The sequence below is a fragment of the Serratia sp. GW822-FHT06D09 genome, assembly GCF_058799515.1.
The window spans coordinates 223,222-241,140 of record NZ_JBXALO010000002.1 but is presented as its reverse complement, the minus strand read 5'-3'; the positions used below and the strand labels follow the sequence as shown (position 1 = coordinate 241,140).

The following is a 17,919-nucleotide window of genomic DNA, read 5'->3' as shown; positions in this document are numbered from 1 at the left end:
TGCGCCTCTTCATTTTCTACTATATTCTTTGTTTTTCTTAACATTTGTAATTAATCCGCCGATTTACAGAGCCCCAAGAGAGGATACATGCCCGCAACCGCATACTCCCGATTCGGTTCTCATCTGCGAGAACAGCTGTTTCCCCTGTTGCTGCTGCTGATCACTTATGCAGTTTCTCCACTGGCAACGGCGCAGCCCGCACAGGATCCCGCGCCCAGTGGCCAAACCGAGCAGCAAAAAACCTCCTACGCGGCGCTCGCAGATATTCTGCAAGACGACAAAGCCCGTGCCGAACTGATTAACCATCTGAGACAGGCTGCGGATCAACCAGCCGCAGCGCAGCCCAAGTCAGCAACGCCCGAGCCGTCAGACTCGCTGAGCGAAAGCCTGACCAGTTTGGCGCAAGACAGCCTTAGCACCCTCGACAAGAAGTTAAACTCGAGGCAAAAACTGATCGACTCTGGGCCAAAACGCACTTTCCATCCGGACGTTTTTTTTCGGGCTTTGGGCTATTTTCTGCTGACGGTTGCGCTGACCTTTGCCCTCTTCCATCTGATCCGCCGGATAATCCGCCCGCTATACAAACGCATCGGCAACTGGGGACACAACGCCAAACTTCAGCATGACTCGTGGTACAAACTGCCAACGGCGATCCTCGGCGCCTTCGCTATCGATTTGCTGGTGTTGTTGCTGGCACTGACTGCCGGTAATCTGTTTGCCCGTCATGTCCACGCCGACAACGCCACCATATTGCGGCTGCAAACCCTGTTTCTTAGCGCCTTCGCGGTGATCGAATTCTTCAAGGCGGTGCTGCGGCTGATTTTTGCACCCAATTTCGATTACCTGCGTCCTTTTGCGTTCTCCGATGCCGTCGCCCATTACTGGAATACGCGCCTTGCCTGGCTGAGTGGCCTGATCGGCTACGGCCTGATGGTGGTGGTACCGGTGGTGGCGACACAGATCAGTTACCCCGCAGCCGCCGCAGCCAATCTGGTCATCATGCTGGCACTGACGCTATACGCACTGGCGTTGATCCTGCGTAACCGCAAGCCGATACAGCTCCAGATTAACCTGCTGGCCGAACGATCGATGGCGTTCTTCAGCATCATTCTGCGCGGTTTGGGCCATGTCTGGCACCTGCTGGCGATCGCTTATTTCCTGGTGCTGTTTGTCCTGTCGCAGTTCGATATTGGCAACAGCCTGAACTTTATGATGACCGCAACGGTAAAAAGCCTGGTGGTTATCGGCGTCGGGGCGTTGATCTCCGGCCAACTGACCCGCTGGATTTTCCGCCGTATTTCGCTGCCGGATGATGTCAACCGACGCTATCCGATGCTGGAACGTCGTATTAATTCCTATATTCCCAATGGGTTGAAAATATTGCGGGTGATGGTGGTACTGACGGTCACGCTGCTGCTGTTTGACGCCTGGCATCTGATCAACCTTTACCAGTGGGCAAGCAGCGAAAACGGGGAAAAAATCGTCGGCGGACTGGTACATATCCTGCTGATTCTGGTGATTGCGGTTATCAGTTGGACGCTGATGGCCAGCGTTATCGAACATCGACTGGCGCTGGAGTTGAGCAACGGCATCCGTCCCAGCGCGCGTGAACGCACGCTGCTGACGCTGTTTCGTAACGTGCTGGCCATCGTTATCAGCACCATTACCATTATGATTGTGCTGTCGCAGGTGGGGATTAATATTGCCCCGCTGCTGGCCGGGGCCGGGGCGTTGGGGCTGGCCATCAGTTTTGGCGCGCAAACGCTGGTAAAGGACGTGATCACCGGCGTATTCATCCAGTTTGAGAACGGCATGAATACCGGCGAGTACGTCACCGTCAGCGGCATTACCGGTACGGTTGAGCGCATGACCATCCGGTCGATTGGCCTACGGGACGATTACGGCGTCTATCATATCGTCCCCTTTTCTTCGATCACGACGCTGGCGAATTACGCCCGTGAATTTGGCGTGTACCGCGCCAACTACAGCGTTAGCCGTGACGAAGATATCGATCATGTCCATGAGGTGCTGCATCAAGCCGTCGCCGCGTTGAAACAAGACGAACAGGTGAAGAGCTTTTTGGTGGGCGAACCGGTGTTCAACGGCGTAGTGGCGCTGGGCGATCGCTCCTTCACCACCCGGGTGACCGTACGCACCCAGGCGTTAAAGCAGTGGGTGGTGCAGTATGCCCTCGACCGTCTGGTCAAAATACACTTTGATCAAGCCGGTATCGCCATGCCGCAACAGGCCATTCAACTTTCTTATGCGCCGGACAATGGTGAACCACCCGCAGCCCAATAACGATTATTGTCCATGGCTACAAGACTGAGCGCCAAGGAAGGCCGCAATGTCTTGCAGATAGGCTTCGTCCTGCACGGAGCGAGGAGCGAACAGGCCAATCACCTTTATCAGTAGTGGGTGGCGTGTAAACAGCGGTTTTAACATCTTATGATCGGCAGGCTCATTTGGACCCTAAGCTTCCATTACATAAAAATCGGCAGGACCTTTCAACACATTAGGCGCACTATCTCGGAGAGACTGAAGACAACATCAGTTATGTTGACACTGTCAGCCTGGTATCCATGCTGGATGTAAACTCCGCTTTCTCGATGAGATGTCACCGGGTCCTTCACTACAACATTTCTCTTTTTTTATATTTTTCAAAATCGTAATGTCCAGATAATAGCCGGCACTTATGACCATGCATGCATCCAACGGGCATTATATGATGGTCATGGACCTGATAAACGCGGATTTGGTTTATTCGCCAGCCGCAGATTAGACGGCGCTACTCGTAAACGAAGGTCATCCCGATAATCGACTGGATGTTACCTGCTACAACCTGACCCGTCGTTCGTGCATAGGAAGCCGTCAGGCCCAGACTGATCGGACTGGTTCCGACAGTTCCGAGCGAAACATTTTTATTCGTGGCAACTACCCCATTGCGGTTAGACAACTGCACACCAACGCCGGTTGCAGGATTGGATGATGAGGTGTTGGTAAATATGGTGCTTGCGGTATCCGCCGTTGTACCAGTCAGGTAATAAGCCAACTGTTGGTTTTGTCCACAATGTACAGTAAGCGGCACTGCAGCCGTGCCGGGATAATCAGGCAGGGTAACCGTCACGTTGCGCGATGACACGTCGCAACCGCCAGTAGGGACTACAACATTATTGTTTGCGTAAACATTCCATGTGAACGTTGCTATATGGGGATGCCAACCAGTAGAAATATCAGTGCCGATTTGTCTCATGACTAATCGTGCAATAAGGTTACCCTGAGTCACAACGACCCCACCGGCCGTGGACACTGGTGAAAGGAACAATTGCGTGTCCCACGGAACAAAAGAGCCAGACCTATTATTGACTTGTTTTGTTTCAGATGTTGTAGGGAAAAGATAGCTACTACCATAATACTTAACGGTGCCACTGAAATTCTGCAAAAAACCACTATAAGCAGAGCCAGACAATAAGCTAACCACATCGTTTCTACTGTTAGGTTGGTCATTTCTGCAGGTAATAGATTGAGATAGATCTACGACCAAAACCTGTCCGGGTTGTACGCTGGGCGTTAGATTTGCGTAGACGTCTAGTGAACCAGTTCCACCGCCGCTATTCACCGTATTCCCTCGAGAATCTCGACACGTAAATGCATTAGCTCCGGATGAATATGCCATCAGGCATACAGAAGCCACGATGACTGCAACCTCTTTTTTCTTCAGCGCCGTTGTTAGTTTTGAAACCAGTGTCATTAAGTGACTCCTTCAATTTAGGCGTAGGTGTACGTGACATTAATCACGGCCTGAATGCTGCCTTGTTTGGCGTTGCCGTTAACTGATAACGCGCGAACCTGTAATGGCAAACTCGCTGACTGCGTGGCGTCATCGACCTGAACCGCCTTGGTTTTGCCGTTGTTCAGGTTATTGCCACTGGTGTCCTGCAGCTCCAATTGAAGATTGGTCGCTCCACCCTGGTTTTTGTAATATCCCGTGCTATCGGTTGTACCGGTGAATGTTGCAGTGACCCTCGAAGTGCCTATCGGACAATTGGTCAAATTCAGCGTGATGGGATGCCAGCCCGAGTCCGAGCCAGCCTGTACGTAATTAAATGTGAACAAGTCACCCAAGTCTACCGTCGTCGATGGCGTTGATACGGTGCAGGGCTTGGCCACCACGCGTCCGTTGACCGTAATGGTGACATCAGCTGCATGCGCGGTGAGTGTCGTAGTAAAAAACAACATCCCCGTCAGCATAATGTTCTTGATATTGGTCATCTTCAGGCTTCCTTACTGAAACTCTAGGGTGAAATTGGCCGTCGCTGTCACTGTCCCTGCAGTCACGGGAGCGCGCGTTGCCATCAAACGTGCATAAAAACCCAGCGTGTTGGGCTGGCCCGCCATCAACGTCGTCCACTTCAGGGAGTCCTGAGCCGCATTTAGCGGGATCGGGGTCTTGTCACGATCCAAAATCTGCACCCCTATACCGCTTGCCGCATTTGTTCCAGCATCAATCTTCAACAGGGTGGTGTTGTCGCTGTCAGAAGCCCCGAGGTACCCCACTCGTACTGCCGCCGCGGAACTGCCGCACTTGTCGAAGACAATCTTGAAGGGTATCGCAGGCGTAACGGCCCCCACACGATTGAATTGCTTGGCTGCATTGCTCAGCAAATCCACAGTAAAGTCCTGGGAGTCAACCGAGACCGAGCAGGCATTGTCTTTTAGATAACCTGTGATGGTGATCGTACTGTCCGCGGCATGGGCATACCCCGTAACCAACGGCAGCAAACACAGGATTGAAAGGTATTTTCTCATTGCGTCATCATCTCCTGCTTATCACCGGCAAATGGCAGAGGCATAGCTCAAAGCCTGATTTTGACTGTCAGTCGGCAAACTGTAAGTCGCTGTGCAACGCTCATTATCACCGTTGCCCCACTTCACGTTGACGGTTCCTTTTGGCGCAAGACCAGTAAGGTAAACCTGCCCGCCGTCTGCCACGATACTGCCTGACTGACCATCTCCGTAAGAGACCACAGAACCGAACGGGACAGGCTTGCCGTTATTTGTCAATGTCATGAGAACCTTCAGCCCGACTTTGGCCTTGAAATCTGCACGCACTACGGCCCCCCGAGTAGGGACTACGCTTAATACCGGCTCTTCCAGCTCGACGTTGTTCGCCAACGTGTTCGTGTTCAGCGATATCCGATTCTCGCGGTAATCCATCGCATAGGGGAGAACGGCATAACCGCGCCAATCCGTACGCACCCCTGTCTGATTATCGACAGAAACGTGTTCCGCTCCAGGCGCCTTGATAAGCACCATGGTGTCATTGAGCGGCTGGCTGAAGGTGACACCATTTTCATGCGCAAGCACGCCACCACTGACACCATAGTAGACCTGCTTATAGTCACCGCTGTGGCTGTAACCGACGTTGCCGTTACCGTAAGCACCACGGTAGTTCAGCGCGGCATTGCCCGTTGCGCCGGTATAGCCATTACCGCCGCTGTTATAGCCGGATTGCACGCTATAACTCAGGTTATTGTCTTCCAGAAGCGTCCCGTAAAGACCGGCCGTATTAGTCGTACGTCCCTTGAGGTCTGTCGACGTGTTGTAACTGGCATTGGCATTTCGGAACACTGACTGGGTATCCGAGCGCATCCAATGGCTGAACGGGATATTGATGTTGAAAGCGAGCAGTTGGTCTTTATCGTCGGACCAGGCATTTTTGGACAGGCTGTAACTCAGACTCCAGCTAATATCCTGAATGGTGCTGTTATAACCGATTTGGAGTTGCTCGTCCGAGCGGCTGGTATTCCAGTAGTTTTGATGACTGCCGGTCAGATATATCGTTGATGTCCGGCCAACCTGTTGCGTCATCGTCGCCTGCAGGCGGCCGCGTTTGCTGTAGTTCAGATTGTAATAGTCAGTCAGTTTTGGCTCGATATTCAAGATCCTGTCTTCACTAATCACGGAATAGCCGCTCATACGCCGCCATGCGGTATCAGCCAGAGAATAGAAGCCCTTGGTAGAATAACGGTATCCGACCAATTGGAAATTGGTCCCTAACTCATTGAGGGATTTGTTGTAAAGAAAACGTAGAGATTGTCCCTGATGTTTACTGCCGTCAGGCAGGGTGGCATCCGCCTGTGTAATATCGGTAGATACCGCCCCGAAGTAGCCCAGATTTTTCCCCACCCCGAGGTTGAAAGCACGATAGTCACTCGAGGCACGTGTTCCGCCATAGACCGTCCAGCCTTCGGGTAATCCCCAAAGCACCGTTCCCTGGAAAAATTTCGGCTTGTCTTGCTGTTCATTGCCACTGCGAAATTGCCCCGCAGTCATCGCGTATTTCACCTGTCCTTCACGCTGCAACATCGGCACGGATGAGAAAGGTACGGTAAAGGCCTGAACGGAGCCATCAGCCTCTTTCACGGTAACCTGCAGATCGCCACTGTTTCCCGCTGCGTACAAGTCGTCGATAATGAATGCACCGGCGGGTACCGTGGTCTGATATATCTCATATCCGTTCTGCTTGACCGATACGCGTGCAGTGCCCCGCGCTATTCCATGTATAACGGGCGCAAAACCGCGTTGACTGTCGGGCAGCATATTATCGTCTGTGGCAACCTGAACGCCGCGAAAGTTAATGCCGTCAAAGATGTCACCTGCCGTAAAGCCGTCCCCCATCGTCAGCCGGCTGCGCCAGGGCACAATGTCACGCTCAAGCCAAGTATTGACATGTTGCCAGCGGTTTTCGTTATATCCCATGCCACTGCTGTAGCTCCAGGTGGTGTTATCCCGTAGGCGCCACGCCCCCAGGTTGAGACCCGTTTGCAGATTGAGATAGGAGTAGTTGCGGGTTTCCCCGTTATGACTGCGCACTTCACTACCGGTATAATTATAATTGAGCAAACCGGCCGGGATGCCATTGTCCCAAAGCTCAGGGGCGATGTAGCCTCTCGCCTGATTCCCCATAAAAGCCTGAGGAATACTGATCGAAAGACGCTGGCGACCAACATCGAATGAACTTGCGGCATCAGCAATAAGCCGTGTAAAGGGCACGCAGACCGTGCTCTTCATTACGGCAATACCCGGAATTGTCAGGGTATTGACGCCAAGTGAAGCCAGCTGTGAGCGTGTAAGGCACGGCTCCAGCTTGGGGTCGTCATCACTTTTATCAAAGGTGATATCTCGCGTCGTCACGTAACCCTCGTTCATGTAAATGTCGACACGATAGGTACCTGGCGGTGCATCAAGTCCCTTTTCGAAACTGGACAGGTCGGCAACGGATGCCGGGTCATCCGCCAGAAAACGGGGATTGAAGTAATTGTCTGCTCGCGCGGAAAATGTCGAGGCAACCAAGAGCAATGCCAGTTGCGTAAGCATTGCTTTGTTTAGCGTCCGTTCCCGGATGTGGTGTTTATTCATGTTATCCGTGCCTGCTCCATAAACCAGGTAGACATGGTCGCCCCCACATGCCATTTTCAATGCCGGTGCTCCGTTACCTGCGTTGTTAAAGTCCATTGTTGGGTGAATGACACCAGTCATCACTGCCAAGTGCCTTTAATCACTGGCGTGAGCGCACCGTAATCGTTAATCGTGCGATACGTGATTACACTGCCGGCATCGCCCGGCAGTTTTATCGTCGCGGCCCCCAGAGGGGGAACCATGACATTAGCTAAAATGCGTGTACCGGCATTCAATTCCGTGACAGTCAGAAAATAGGGGGTTGGATTATTAAGTACCAATGTGTTCGCATCGCGTTTAAACGTCAGTTTCGCGGGTGCCTGGTCAGGCGCCATGCTGAGATTTTGTGGGCGATACAACAATTTGATTCGGCTGGTGATCGCCAGTTGAAGCGTATTTTCTTTCTGTTTAGCCTTGTCCAGAGAGGGAATGGCTTTGACGTTCACCCAGAAAAGACTCTCTCTGTCTTTAGGCAAGGCGTTATTGGTTGCATCAATAATGCGCAGCGTATTTTCTTTTTTCCCCTGCATGAGGAACAAGGGGGGAGTAATAACGAACCGACCCTCTTTTTGGCCGTCATTGTTCTCGACCCAGGATTGAATAAGAAATGTGTCTTTATCATTGTTATTGCTCACACCTAGAGTGACCTGTTTCTGATCTGCCGGGTAAATAACGCGCGTTGCCCCAAGAGCTACGCCTGCTTCAGCATGCGGAGTGCAAAATAAGACTGCCAAAGCCAGCAGCGAACCCATGACGTTTCCGGTCGTTTTCTTTTTAATCACGTTAACCTCTTGGGCGGATAACCGCCGTTTTATCATTTTGCGCGCGTTTATCTCGCCGGAGATAAATACGCCAACCTCGAAAGCGAGTCATTGGTATGTCAAAGAGAACCAGGCCTGAGCATTCGCGGCGCCACCTATGACCGTATTGCCGGTTGCCCGGTATTTGGCAACAAACTGCAAAACACGCGTTCCTTTGGTCAGAGGTTTCCATGACTGGGGTTCAGAATTGATCGGGATGAGTTGCCCCTGGTCATCGAACAGCGCTATGCCGACGCCTGACGCAATCCCCTCGCCTTCGCCGATAGACAGCACATCAGGGTTTTTGCCATCAGCTACGCCATGAAAGACGATGCCGACGCGATCGCTGACGTTGGTATTACAATCCTGAAGGTGCAAACTGAACGGCACCGGTTCGGTGTCGTCCCCTGCCTCCTTGAACCGATTGCTGCTGACCTGCCCCATGCGAACAACCAGCTGCCTGTCACCAGCCTCTACCGTACAGGCTTCGGCGATGAGCTCCCCCTGAAAGCGCATCTGTCCCCCGGGAAGCGTGACGTTCCACTTATTACCGGCGATGGATAGGGGAGCAATAAAAAGCAGGAAGAGTCCCAGTATGATTTTGATCATCGCTTATTCCCTTTTCGATGGCCGAAAGCAGGCCATCCTGGCCTGATTAAGCATCCTTGCAGACCGGTATTACTGGTACTGAACTTTAAAATTGGCGTTCGCGTTGGCAGTACCTGGGGTGGCAGCACCGGTGGCGATGTAACGCGCCTGGAATGGCAGGGTGTTATTGCCGTCGCTCAGAGTGGCGGCAGTGCTGTAGGTAGCACCATCGAATGCTAGCGCTTTACCTGTACTGTCCAGAACCTGAATACCAACATTGGTTGCACCACCGGCTGCAGAGCCTTCCAGAGCCAGAGCGGTTAGGTTCGTAGCATTGACAGCAACACCAGAGAATGCGATGGCCGCTTTGGTTGCAACAGTGGTATCGCAATCGTTCAGCTGAATGTTGAAACCTACTGAAGAACTGGTTTTACCCGCCTCGCTCAGAGTGGCAGTTTTAACCTGCCCCAACTGAACGGTTTGATCTACCGAACCGGCATCAACAGCGCAGGCTGCGTTAACAACTTCACCTTTAAAGTGAATAGTGCCACCATTAACAGTGGTTGTAGCTGCATGAGTCATCCCTGCAGTCAGCAAAGATGCTGCGATCAGGCTTTTGATATATTTAGTACTACGCATTTTATTACTCCTTTTTTGGTAAAAAAATACAAACAACATACGGGAAAATTTTCCTACCATAATTCCCTATTTCTGGTTCACTTTTCATTTGCCAGACAAAAAAACAGTATTTTCAGTACCGTTCTGGACATCTTCATTCTTAAAAAAGCAGATACCCCACAGCCAAAAGGCGTACGTGCCCATTCCATTAAATAGACGTTATATTTAATTTAATCGACAAAAATTCATCACTGAGCGGAAATTTAACCCATCTAAAAAAGACATAGTAAACATGTGTAAAATAAATATTAAAAAAACCAAATTAATTTAATCCGCCGCACTGTTGTCGTGGAGAAGTATGACAAAACACTTTCATGGTTAAAAATAAAATTTACATCATGCTTTCATTACGCCAGATTTATCCACACTTGTATTACAAAGAAAGGTTTCACGATCTTTATGCCTAAAAAACCCAGCTTTTCACAAAAAAAAACCAAATGTCAAAGCATGGCGTTATTTTATATCTTAAAATAATATTTTTTCGATATAATGCAGCAATTGTCGTAACAAATAGGCCCCATACAAAACGGGGAAATGCAGTACAAATCCCGTTGTGCAAAGCAAACCACCCGCCTATTCTTGTGAAGGATAACAGGGGCCTGACATTTTTCCTTGCTGAAGAGAGGGACACCAAAGCATGAAATCCAGTGAAACAGAAAAGAAGAAAATAATTAAAAAACAGCTCATGAACTCTTTATCTGAGCTCTGCGCAGTCAAGTGCATCTCACCGGAAACACCGCCGGAGAAATGGCTGAGCACTCGAGAAGTGGCCGATCAATGTCAATTGGGTATTTATCAGGCCCGCTATTTCTTATTACAACTGGCAGAAGAGAATTTAGTGGTAACGACGTCAGGATCTGTGAATAACGCATTAAGATGGCGAATAACGGATCATTCATATTACCCGGCCAGCGAGTAGCCAATAATAAACCGGCTCCTATTGAAAAGAAGAGGCGCTAACCGACCCTCTTGTAGGTTAGCGCCTATTAGCCTCAGTGGGTTGTTTCCTCCTGCTTGACCGTGGTAAACGTCTGCATCAGTTTGACCACATCCTGCATACCTATATTCACCCGATTAATCACTTCACCGGCATCGTGCGTCAACGCCACGCCACCGCCAGCCTGTTCCACACAGACCGCCATGCCGGCTATGGCCGCCGCCACTCCCTGCTGAATAGATTTGGTGATACGTTCAATTTCAGTCGCCGCCTGGCGAGACTGTTCCGCCAGAGTACGTACTTCATTAGCGACAACGGCAAATCCGCGCCCATGCTCACCCGCATGCGCTGCCTCAATCGAGGCATTAATCGCCAACAGGTTGGTTTGAGAGGCGATTTTACGGATTGCCTCCACCATAGTGCCTATCTGCTGTGAACCAATGCCCAGCTCACTGACCACCGCGGAAGTATCGCGCGCGGCCGCTTCAACCTGTTGCATGCCTGCGACCGCCTGCTGGACGATCACGGCCCCTTGTGCAGCGGTCCGGTCAGTATCCAGTGATAAATGGTGGGCATTACGCACCATTTCTTCTTCGTGCTGCTGTTGGATCATTTGCCGGGTGATATCTTGAGCAATTTTCACCACTTTGACCACTTGCCCATCATCATCAAGAATCGGATTGTAACTGGCCTCCAGCCATACCCGCTCTCCGCGTCGGTTCACCCGTTCAAAACGCCCGGTGATAAACTCGCCGCGTGCGAGACGTCGCCAATGCTGGCGGTAATCGTCAGAATGGGCAAACTCAGGTGGGCAGAGCACCGCATGCGCCTGTCCCCGCGCCTCCTCGATTCGGTAGCCCATCAATTTCAGCATATTGTCGTTGGCGGCAAGGATCTTGCCGTGCGCGTCAAAGGTGATCATTGCCATCGAACGGTTTAGCGCCGACAGCAGGCTCTGATGCTCCTGCGCCTGGGTGATGCGCTCCGTCACAACGCTGGCGATCTTGACGATCTCCACCACCCGCCCCTGTTTATTCATCACCGGGGTATAGGTGCCCTGCAGCCACACGGCCTCTCCGTCTTTGCGAATGCGTTTTATATTATCGGTAATGGGCTTGCCGTTATTTAACATATCCCAGTGTTTGCGATATGCCGGGCTGACGACATATTCCGGGGAACAAAAGAGGCGGTGATGCTGGCCGATAACTTCCTGTCGTTGAAATCCCATCGTTTTTAGAAATAAATCGTTAGCGCGCAGCACGGTGCCATCGGGTTTAAATACGATCATGGCAACGGCATTTTCTATCGCGCTCAACTCGGCACGGCTGTGGGTGTTTAACTGACTGAATCGTAACAGCATAGGGTTAAAATCCTTCTGGCAGATGATTTAGCAGACAAGTGCTTTTCATTTTATTTTTTCTGCACGCCGCGCCCACACGCAGACGTGCATCACCCTGAGAAACAGGCAGGCCTAATTCTCCTGGCAGATAAAACTCACCGGATTAAAATATCAATTAAGTAAGGTAACTATTGTGTTTTGAATAAATAACTTATTTAAGATTTTTAGTATTGGACGACGTATTGAGAATAACGCAACATGCGGAAATTGAAAGGGAAACGCGAAGATTTATAGGTGCCGGTCAAATAACCGGCACCCAGGGGGAGTTAACGCCAGCGTTCTGCCGCCCAGTCAGCCTGCTGTTCCGCGTCGTGGAAGGTCCAGGCTACAAAACGGCTGATCTTTTGCCCCTGCGCCATCTCAATGGTGCGCACTTCGGCGGCGCCGGCTAGCTTCAGCGCGTGGTAAATCGATGGCAAAGTGGTGTTTTTGGAGATAAGCGAGGTGAACCACAGGCAGTTTTGCGCCTTACTCACGCTTTCCTCTACCATTTTACGCACGAAGGCTTCTTCGCCGCCTTCGCACCACAGCTCGTTATTTTTGCCGCCAAAGTTCTGTACCGGCTTATCCGCCACCTCACCCTTGCCCAGCTTATGCAGTTTGCGGCGGGTACTGGCCTGCGCTTCCTGCTCTGAACCGTGGAACGGTGGGTTACACAACGTGGCGTCGAACTTCTCCGCCACGCCAATGATGCCGTTAAAGATAAACTCAGGCTGTTTTTGCAAACGTAAACGTACGCTGTTTCTCAGTGTCGGGTTCATCTCGACAATCATTTTGGCCGAATTGAGCGACACCGGGTCGATCTCTGAACCGGTAAAGCGCCAGCCGTATTCACGCAGGCCGACGATCGGGTAAATGCAGTTGGCGCCAATGCCTACGTCGAGGATCGCCACGCCTTTACCACGCGGTATCTCGCCGCCGTTGCTGGTCGCCAACAAGTCGGCCAGGTGGTGCAAATAGTCGGCGCGCCCTGGGATCGGCGGACACAGATAATCGGCGGGGATATCCCAATGTTCGATACCATAAAAATGTTGCAACAACGCACGGTTGAGCATTTTAACCGCCGCCGGATCGGCAAAATCTACCGAAATATCGCCCCAGGCATTCGGCTTGACGAACGGCTCCAGCGCAGGGCAGCTGGCGATCAGCGCCGGGAAATCATAGCGCGAGCGATGACGGTTACGCGGGTGCAGGCCGCTTTTCTGCTGCGGGAAGGTTTTCTTTTTTTCCACCGTGACGGGCTCTCTTAAAGGTATTTCTGGCGCGTAAGATACCATAAAGCAGCGGCAAACTTGCAGCCGACGGGAAACCCGTCAGAATAAAAGTTCCGTTTAGCCACCCCAGGTCACTTATGAGCAGTCAGTCCCGATATTACTACGAACCCGCGACAGGCCATGGTCTGCCGCACGATCCCCTGAACGCCATCATCGGCCCACGCCCCATCGGGTGGATCTCATCGGTCAGCGCGAGCGGCCAGCGCAATCTGGCCCCCTACAGCTTTTTCAACTGCTTCAACTACCGCCCGCCGATCATCGGTTTCGCCAGCAGCGGTTGGAAAGACAGCGTGGCAAACATCGTCGAAACCGGGGAGTTTGTCTGGAATCTGGCGACGCGCCCGCTGGCCGATGCCATGAACAACAGCTCGGCCAGCCTGGCCCGCGGTGAAGATGAATTTGCCTTTGCCGGCGTGACGCCGCTGCCCAGCCGTCGGGTGAAAGCGGAAAGGGTGGCGGAAAGCCCGGTGAACTTTGAATGCCGCCTGTCACAGTGCATTCAGTTGCAAAGCGCCGCCGGGGAAAAGGTGGATACCTGGCTGGTACTGGGAGAAGTGGTCGCGGTACATATCGATTCGTCACTGCTGGACCAACACGGCGTTTATCAAACCGCTGCTGCCGAGCCTATCCTGCGCGCCGGCGGGCCGACGGCCTACTATGGCATCTCGGAGCAACACCGTTTCGATCTGGTTCGCCCGGATGCGCAAAAACGATAATAAACGGCCCTTTCTTCCTCTGAAGGGAGGGTGCAATTAATAATCAAATAAATTGAATGATATTATCAATACTCTCCGATTTCATCCTTCCTGTCACTGCGCAATAATCACTCCATCGAAAGGCAAGCGCCTTTCTCCCTTAAAAACCAGACAGGAATGACCATCATGAAAAACATCAAAACTTTTGCTGCTGCTATCGCTCTGAGCGCCGTCTCTTTCACTTCTTTTGCTGCCGACTACGTCAGCGCACAAGATGCCACACAGTTTGAGAAGGCCGGTGTGATCTCTGCCAGTGGCGCGACCGACCTGAGCAGCCTGAAAGCGCAACTGTCCGCCAAAGCCGATGCGGCCGGTGCCAAAGCGTTCACCATTACCTCCGCTGGCGGCAACAACCTGATGCACGGCACCGCGGTAATCTACAAGTAATTAACGGATTACAATGAAAAAGCCCGCCGATACGCGCTATCGGCGGGCTTTTTTATGGCTATTTAATTCAGGCGGGCATTAATCGCCGCGGCGAAATCACGGCACATCTTTTCATCGCCTTCGGCGTTATCGGCCAGCACGCGATCGCCATCCACCACGCGGATATGTGCCGCCAAATCGAAGTCTGCCGCCGGCTGTGGCCGGGCAACCGCAGCCGCTATGGTTTGCTGTGCAGCCTGCCAGGCCTGCGCCACCGTCTGGTTGCAGGCCTGCGCCAGATAGTCCGGGTTGAAACCTTCACCGGTCAAGCTACGCAGCGTGTCATCGTGGCTGACACCGTTACCCGGCAGCCAGTAATGACGCGCCAGATCCGGACCAATTGCCGGGTTATCGGTAAGGTAACCGTCGCGCTGCAAGAAGAAGTGTCGCGTCTGCTCAACTGCCATCAGCGCCAGCAGATAGCCCTGATATGAGCAGGCCGATTCCAGCGACAGCAAATGCGGGATCGCCAGCGTCGGCCGCGGGCTGCCGCTGATGCCCAATATTTTTTGCTCAACTTCACGTGCCAGTGCGGTTATCGCTTCCGGGGTGCGCTGTTCGTCATCCCACTGATACAACGCCCACTCAAAGTAAGGCACCAGTAAAATATGACGTTCGTTGAACGCACGCATCGGCTGACGCGCAGCGATGCTGGCCTCGATCAACGTATCCGGCACGGCCTCACCCGCCGCGTTTTTCGCATAGCGTTTCAACCAATCGGCGTCGTCCAGCAGGCTGTCACAGAACATCGACTGGGTTTCGGCGTAGGCCATCGAGGTCGGGGGGAATTCCTGCGAAAAACAGGGCGCATTCTGGCAGATATTGGCAAAGTGCGCGGCGTGACCGCCTTCGTGGAACAAGGTATTTAAACCATGAGCCCCGCTGCCGACCTGATCCGGCTGCGCCAGGCTGGTAAAGTTAATGCGTGCCGGTAACCATTTTCCCTGCTGGATAAACGGCGGCACTGGCCCATGCATAAACCCGTTTTCATACTTGCCCTCGCGCACCAGCAGATCGAGATCCATCTGCGCACCGCGAAATCCGATATGCAGCCGTTTAAAGCTGTTGATCCAACGCTCCAGCGACTGGGCAAACGGGAAGTATGGATCCAGTTGGCGGGTCACATCACCGGCGCTGGCAAAACGTACGTTCCAGGGTTCCAGCGCCTGTTCACCCTTCTCCGCCGCCAACTGCTGCAGGCTGCGTGAGTTGGCTTCGCGAGTTTGCTGCTCGAAGCGATCAAGGATGGCGAACAGCTGTTCCGGCGTCATACGCTCGGTTTTGTTCACCTTGTAGTCAAAATAGTTACGAAAGCCCATCTGGCGAGCAAAACGGTTTCGCAGGCTAATCAGCTCCGGCAGGCCGTTATGCAACAGCCACTGCTCCAGTTCACGCAGCGCGTTCTGCGAGCTGCGGCGATACTCTTCATTTTCATTGGTCGCCTGATTGGTCAACAGCTCGCCGAGCGAGGCATTTACCCGCTGCCCGGCGGCATTCAGATGGCTGACCGGGTTAGCCTTGCGGCGGGTATAAAGATCCGCCTCAGCGCTGATGATTTGATCCAACAGCGTTTGAGCCTCGGCATCTTCAATCGCGTTGCAATCAAAAAAGCGTAGCCAACCGTTCAGCCCGTGCTGCAGCGCATCTCGCTGAGCATCCTGCGGCAGGGCCTCCAGCCCGGCCAACAGTTGACGAATTTCCGCTAACCGACGCGGCTCGGCGATAAAACGCTTATAGGCGCTTTCCGCCGCCGAGAAGCGGGCCGAAACGCCCTCACCGCCAATGCCCATATAGTTTTGCCAAAACAAATCTTCTTTGGTGCGGTGCACCTCAAGATAGTCCTGATTCAATTGATTGAAGTAATCGAGAGCCTGTTGCATAACCATCCTTTCAGCCGATTAGCGAAATATTCCAGTATAGCCAAGGGTTTTACGCGCTGCGTAAACGTTCAAGTCCCTGTTCCAGGGTGTCGACTTCACCGGCGGCCAACAGGCAGCAGGCGATCTGGCGTTGGATCGCCAGCGGGATCGCCACGTCCCCCGCCAGGCAACGCTCAGTCCAGCGAGCGGTGGTTTCTGCATCCTTGGCTGCCGGCAGCTCCGGCGTGGGATCCTGCTCCGGACGCTCCAGCAACACTTGCTGCTCGCCGTTAACGATGTAATGGATCTGCGGGCAGCGCTGAGGATTGGCGTACGCCTCCCCTTCGGTGCCGTGCATCAGCAAGCCACGGGCGCCAATTTGACGGAAGAAAGAAGCCACCCGACCGACGTATTCCGGATGCGACACGCTGGCAATGCGCAACACATCCTGTTCACCAAACGGCGTTGCCAGTTTGGCCAGCGTATGGGCGCTGTTACGTACCCCCATGCGCCAGCGCAGGCCAAGTTGCAGATCCAAAGGGGCAGACAGCGCCGAGACAGGGATAAACACCGTTTCGCCGTTATCCAAACGCCGTTGGGCATGGGCAGCATCTTGCGACCAGGGCAGGCCCAGCGCCTGAAAAGTTTCCGCGCTGGTAACCCGGGTACTGTCGTCCAGCACGCCGTGCACCACTACCGGCAACCCGACGCGCGTCAGCAACAACGCCAACAGCGGTGTCAGATTCGCCTGCTTGCGCGCTCCGTTATAGCTTGGCAGCACCACCGGCATCGGCCGCCCCTGCGGCACCTGCAGACGCATCACCTGTTGCTGCATCGCCAGATAAAAACCGAGCATTTCCTCTTCGGCTTCGCCTTTAATCCGCAGGGCGATCAGAATACCGCCCAACTCCAGTTCGCCCACCTCACCGGCCAGCATCTTTTGATAGAGCTGGAAAGCGGTTTCCCGATCCAGATCGCGCGCATGGTTTTTGCCACGGCCGATTTCTTTGATAATTTTGGTGTAATCCATCGTTCTGCTGTCCCCTGATCCAATCTGGGATCAGCATACCCTATCCGCGTCGACGCTCAACCTCATCCGCCAGTTGCTGCTGGTCCGAATCGCCTGCTCGCAGCCCGGCGATCACCCCATCAGCGTCTTCGGCACTGCGGTTTTGGCTCATTTTCCATTTGCCCAAACGTTCGGTTACGGCTATCTCAATGCCGACAATGCCCTGGATCTGTGCGGCAATATAGTGGGCTGGAGCATCTTCCATTCGCCAGGGTTCAGGTTGATGCCCCTCCTGCAGCGCAGTTAAACCCTCCAGCTGTTGTCGCAGCCAGCGGGCATCTTCCGTGATCCGTGGCGTACCGCGCAGCTGTACCACGCTGTAATTCCAGGTGGGTACCACTTTGCCGCTCCGGCGTTTGGTCTCATACCAACCAGGGGAAATATATCCGTCTCTTCCCTGAAAAATCACCAGGCACTCACTGGCGGCCTGCAACAGCCGCCAATGAGAATTGGCACGGGACAAATGCGCCCGCAGCAGGACGTTACCCTGCTCATCGGCATCGATTAAAAAGGGCAGCGGATCCGCCACCAGGCCCTGCTCCCCCTGGCTGATTAACATGCCGAGCGGGTTGGCGCGCACCAGCGCAATTTGAGCGTCCAGTTGGTCTTCACGGAATGAGGCAGGCAGATACATTACCTTGGCTCCTTGGGGATTTACGGTTGGCGGTAAATA

The 17,919-nt window shown here is 53.1% G+C and carries 17 protein-coding genes; 4 read left to right on the top strand and 13 right to left on the bottom strand.

Going from position 1 to position 17,919, the window contains the following annotated elements; all coding sequences use genetic code 11:
* Positions 1–87: 87 nt before the first annotated feature.
* The gene (gene ybiO / locus AC1RKG_RS04945; RefSeq protein WP_262259272.1) at positions 88–2,301 is read left to right on the top strand and encodes a mechanosensitive channel protein; all 2,214 of its coding nucleotides are present in this window, start codon (positions 88–90) and stop codon (positions 2,299–2,301) included.
* A gap of 3 nt (positions 2,302–2,304) precedes the next feature.
* On the opposite strand, the gene AC1RKG_RS04940 is transcribed toward ybiO, so the two are convergent.
* The 8 genes from AC1RKG_RS04940 to fimA form a co-directional block, all read right to left on the bottom strand.
* Positions 2,305–2,445 (bottom strand): hypothetical protein, encoded by a 141-nt coding sequence (locus AC1RKG_RS04940; RefSeq protein WP_493182260.1) that lies wholly within the window; start codon positions 2,443–2,445, stop codon positions 2,305–2,307.
* A gap of 343 nt (positions 2,446–2,788) precedes the next feature.
* Positions 2,789–3,751, bottom strand: coding sequence for a fimbrial protein (locus tag AC1RKG_RS04935; RefSeq protein ID WP_493182258.1), 963 nt, complete (start codon positions 3,749–3,751; stop codon positions 2,789–2,791).
* A gap of 17 nt (positions 3,752–3,768) precedes the next feature.
* A complete protein-coding gene (fimG, locus tag AC1RKG_RS04930) occupies positions 3,769–4,251 on the bottom strand; it encodes a type 1 fimbrial minor subunit FimG (RefSeq protein ID WP_493182565.1) in 483 nt (160 codons plus the stop codon).
* A gap of 33 nt (positions 4,252–4,284) precedes the next feature.
* Positions 4,285–4,809 (bottom strand): type 1 fimbrial adaptor subunit FimF, encoded by a 525-nt coding sequence (fimF, locus tag AC1RKG_RS04925; RefSeq protein ID WP_493182256.1) that lies wholly within the window; start codon positions 4,807–4,809, stop codon positions 4,285–4,287.
* 21 nt (positions 4,810–4,830) lie between these two features.
* Complete coding sequence (locus AC1RKG_RS04920) at positions 4,831–7,422, bottom strand: fimbrial biogenesis usher protein (RefSeq protein WP_493182564.1); 2,592 nt, start codon at positions 7,420–7,422, stop codon at positions 4,831–4,833.
* A gap of 119 nt (positions 7,423–7,541) precedes the next feature.
* The gene (locus tag AC1RKG_RS04915; RefSeq protein ID WP_493182562.1) at positions 7,542–8,213 is read right to left on the bottom strand and encodes a fimbria/pilus periplasmic chaperone; all 672 of its coding nucleotides are present in this window, start codon (positions 8,211–8,213) and stop codon (positions 7,542–7,544) included.
* A gap of 117 nt (positions 8,214–8,330) precedes the next feature.
* Positions 8,331–8,870 (bottom strand): type 1 fimbrial minor subunit FimI, encoded by a 540-nt coding sequence (fimI, locus tag AC1RKG_RS04910; protein WP_493182254.1) that lies wholly within the window; start codon positions 8,868–8,870, stop codon positions 8,331–8,333.
* A 69-nt stretch (positions 8,871–8,939) separates the two neighbouring features.
* On the bottom strand, positions 8,940–9,488 hold the full coding sequence (fimA, locus tag AC1RKG_RS04905) for a type 1 fimbrial major subunit FimA (protein ID WP_493182253.1): 549 nt from the start codon (positions 9,486–9,488) through the stop codon (positions 8,940–8,942).
* A 676-nt stretch (positions 9,489–10,164) separates the two neighbouring features.
* On the opposite strand from fimA, the gene AC1RKG_RS04900 reads away from it, so the two are divergent.
* Complete coding sequence (locus tag AC1RKG_RS04900) at positions 10,165–10,446, top strand: FaeA/PapI family transcriptional regulator (protein WP_493182251.1); 282 nt, start codon at positions 10,165–10,167, stop codon at positions 10,444–10,446.
* Positions 10,447–10,519: 73 nt separating this feature from the next.
* On the opposite strand, the gene AC1RKG_RS04895 is transcribed toward AC1RKG_RS04900, so the two are convergent.
* Both AC1RKG_RS04895 and rlmF read right to left on the bottom strand, forming a co-directional pair.
* The gene (locus AC1RKG_RS04895; protein WP_493182249.1) at positions 10,520–11,824 is read right to left on the bottom strand and encodes a methyl-accepting chemotaxis protein; all 1,305 of its coding nucleotides are present in this window, start codon (positions 11,822–11,824) and stop codon (positions 10,520–10,522) included.
* 305 nt (positions 11,825–12,129) lie between these two features.
* Positions 12,130–13,095, bottom strand: coding sequence for a 23S rRNA (adenine(1618)-N(6))-methyltransferase RlmF (gene rlmF, locus AC1RKG_RS04890; RefSeq protein ID WP_493182247.1), 966 nt, complete (start codon positions 13,093–13,095; stop codon positions 12,130–12,132).
* A 119-nt stretch (positions 13,096–13,214) separates the two neighbouring features.
* Between rlmF and AC1RKG_RS04885 the strand changes: the two genes are divergently transcribed.
* Together AC1RKG_RS04885 and bhsA are read left to right on the top strand one after the other, a co-directional pair.
* On the top strand, positions 13,215–13,853 hold the full coding sequence (locus AC1RKG_RS04885) for a flavin reductase family protein (protein ID WP_046374129.1): 639 nt from the start codon (positions 13,215–13,217) through the stop codon (positions 13,851–13,853).
* A gap of 165 nt (positions 13,854–14,018) precedes the next feature.
* Positions 14,019–14,279 (top strand): multiple stress resistance protein BhsA, encoded by a 261-nt coding sequence (gene bhsA, locus AC1RKG_RS04880; protein ID WP_020825899.1) that lies wholly within the window; start codon positions 14,019–14,021, stop codon positions 14,277–14,279.
* 62 nt (positions 14,280–14,341) lie between these two features.
* On the opposite strand, the gene AC1RKG_RS04875 is transcribed toward bhsA, so the two are convergent.
* From AC1RKG_RS04875 to AC1RKG_RS04865, 3 genes are read right to left on the bottom strand one after another with little or no spacing between them, the layout of a single operon-like run.
* Positions 14,342–16,198 (bottom strand): M3 family metallopeptidase, encoded by a 1,857-nt coding sequence (locus AC1RKG_RS04875; RefSeq protein WP_130015993.1) that lies wholly within the window; start codon positions 16,196–16,198, stop codon positions 14,342–14,344.
* Between the two features lie 49 nt (positions 16,199–16,247).
* Positions 16,248–17,207, bottom strand: coding sequence for a DNA-binding protein YbiB (ybiB, locus tag AC1RKG_RS04870; protein WP_493182245.1), 960 nt, complete (start codon positions 17,205–17,207; stop codon positions 16,248–16,250).
* A gap of 40 nt (positions 17,208–17,247) precedes the next feature.
* Positions 17,248–17,880 carry an FMN-binding negative transcriptional regulator gene (locus AC1RKG_RS04865; RefSeq protein WP_142815655.1) on the bottom strand — a complete coding sequence of 211 codons (633 nt, stop codon included), beginning with the start codon at positions 17,878–17,880 and terminating at the stop codon, positions 17,248–17,250.
* Positions 17,881–17,919 lie beyond the last annotated feature (39 nt).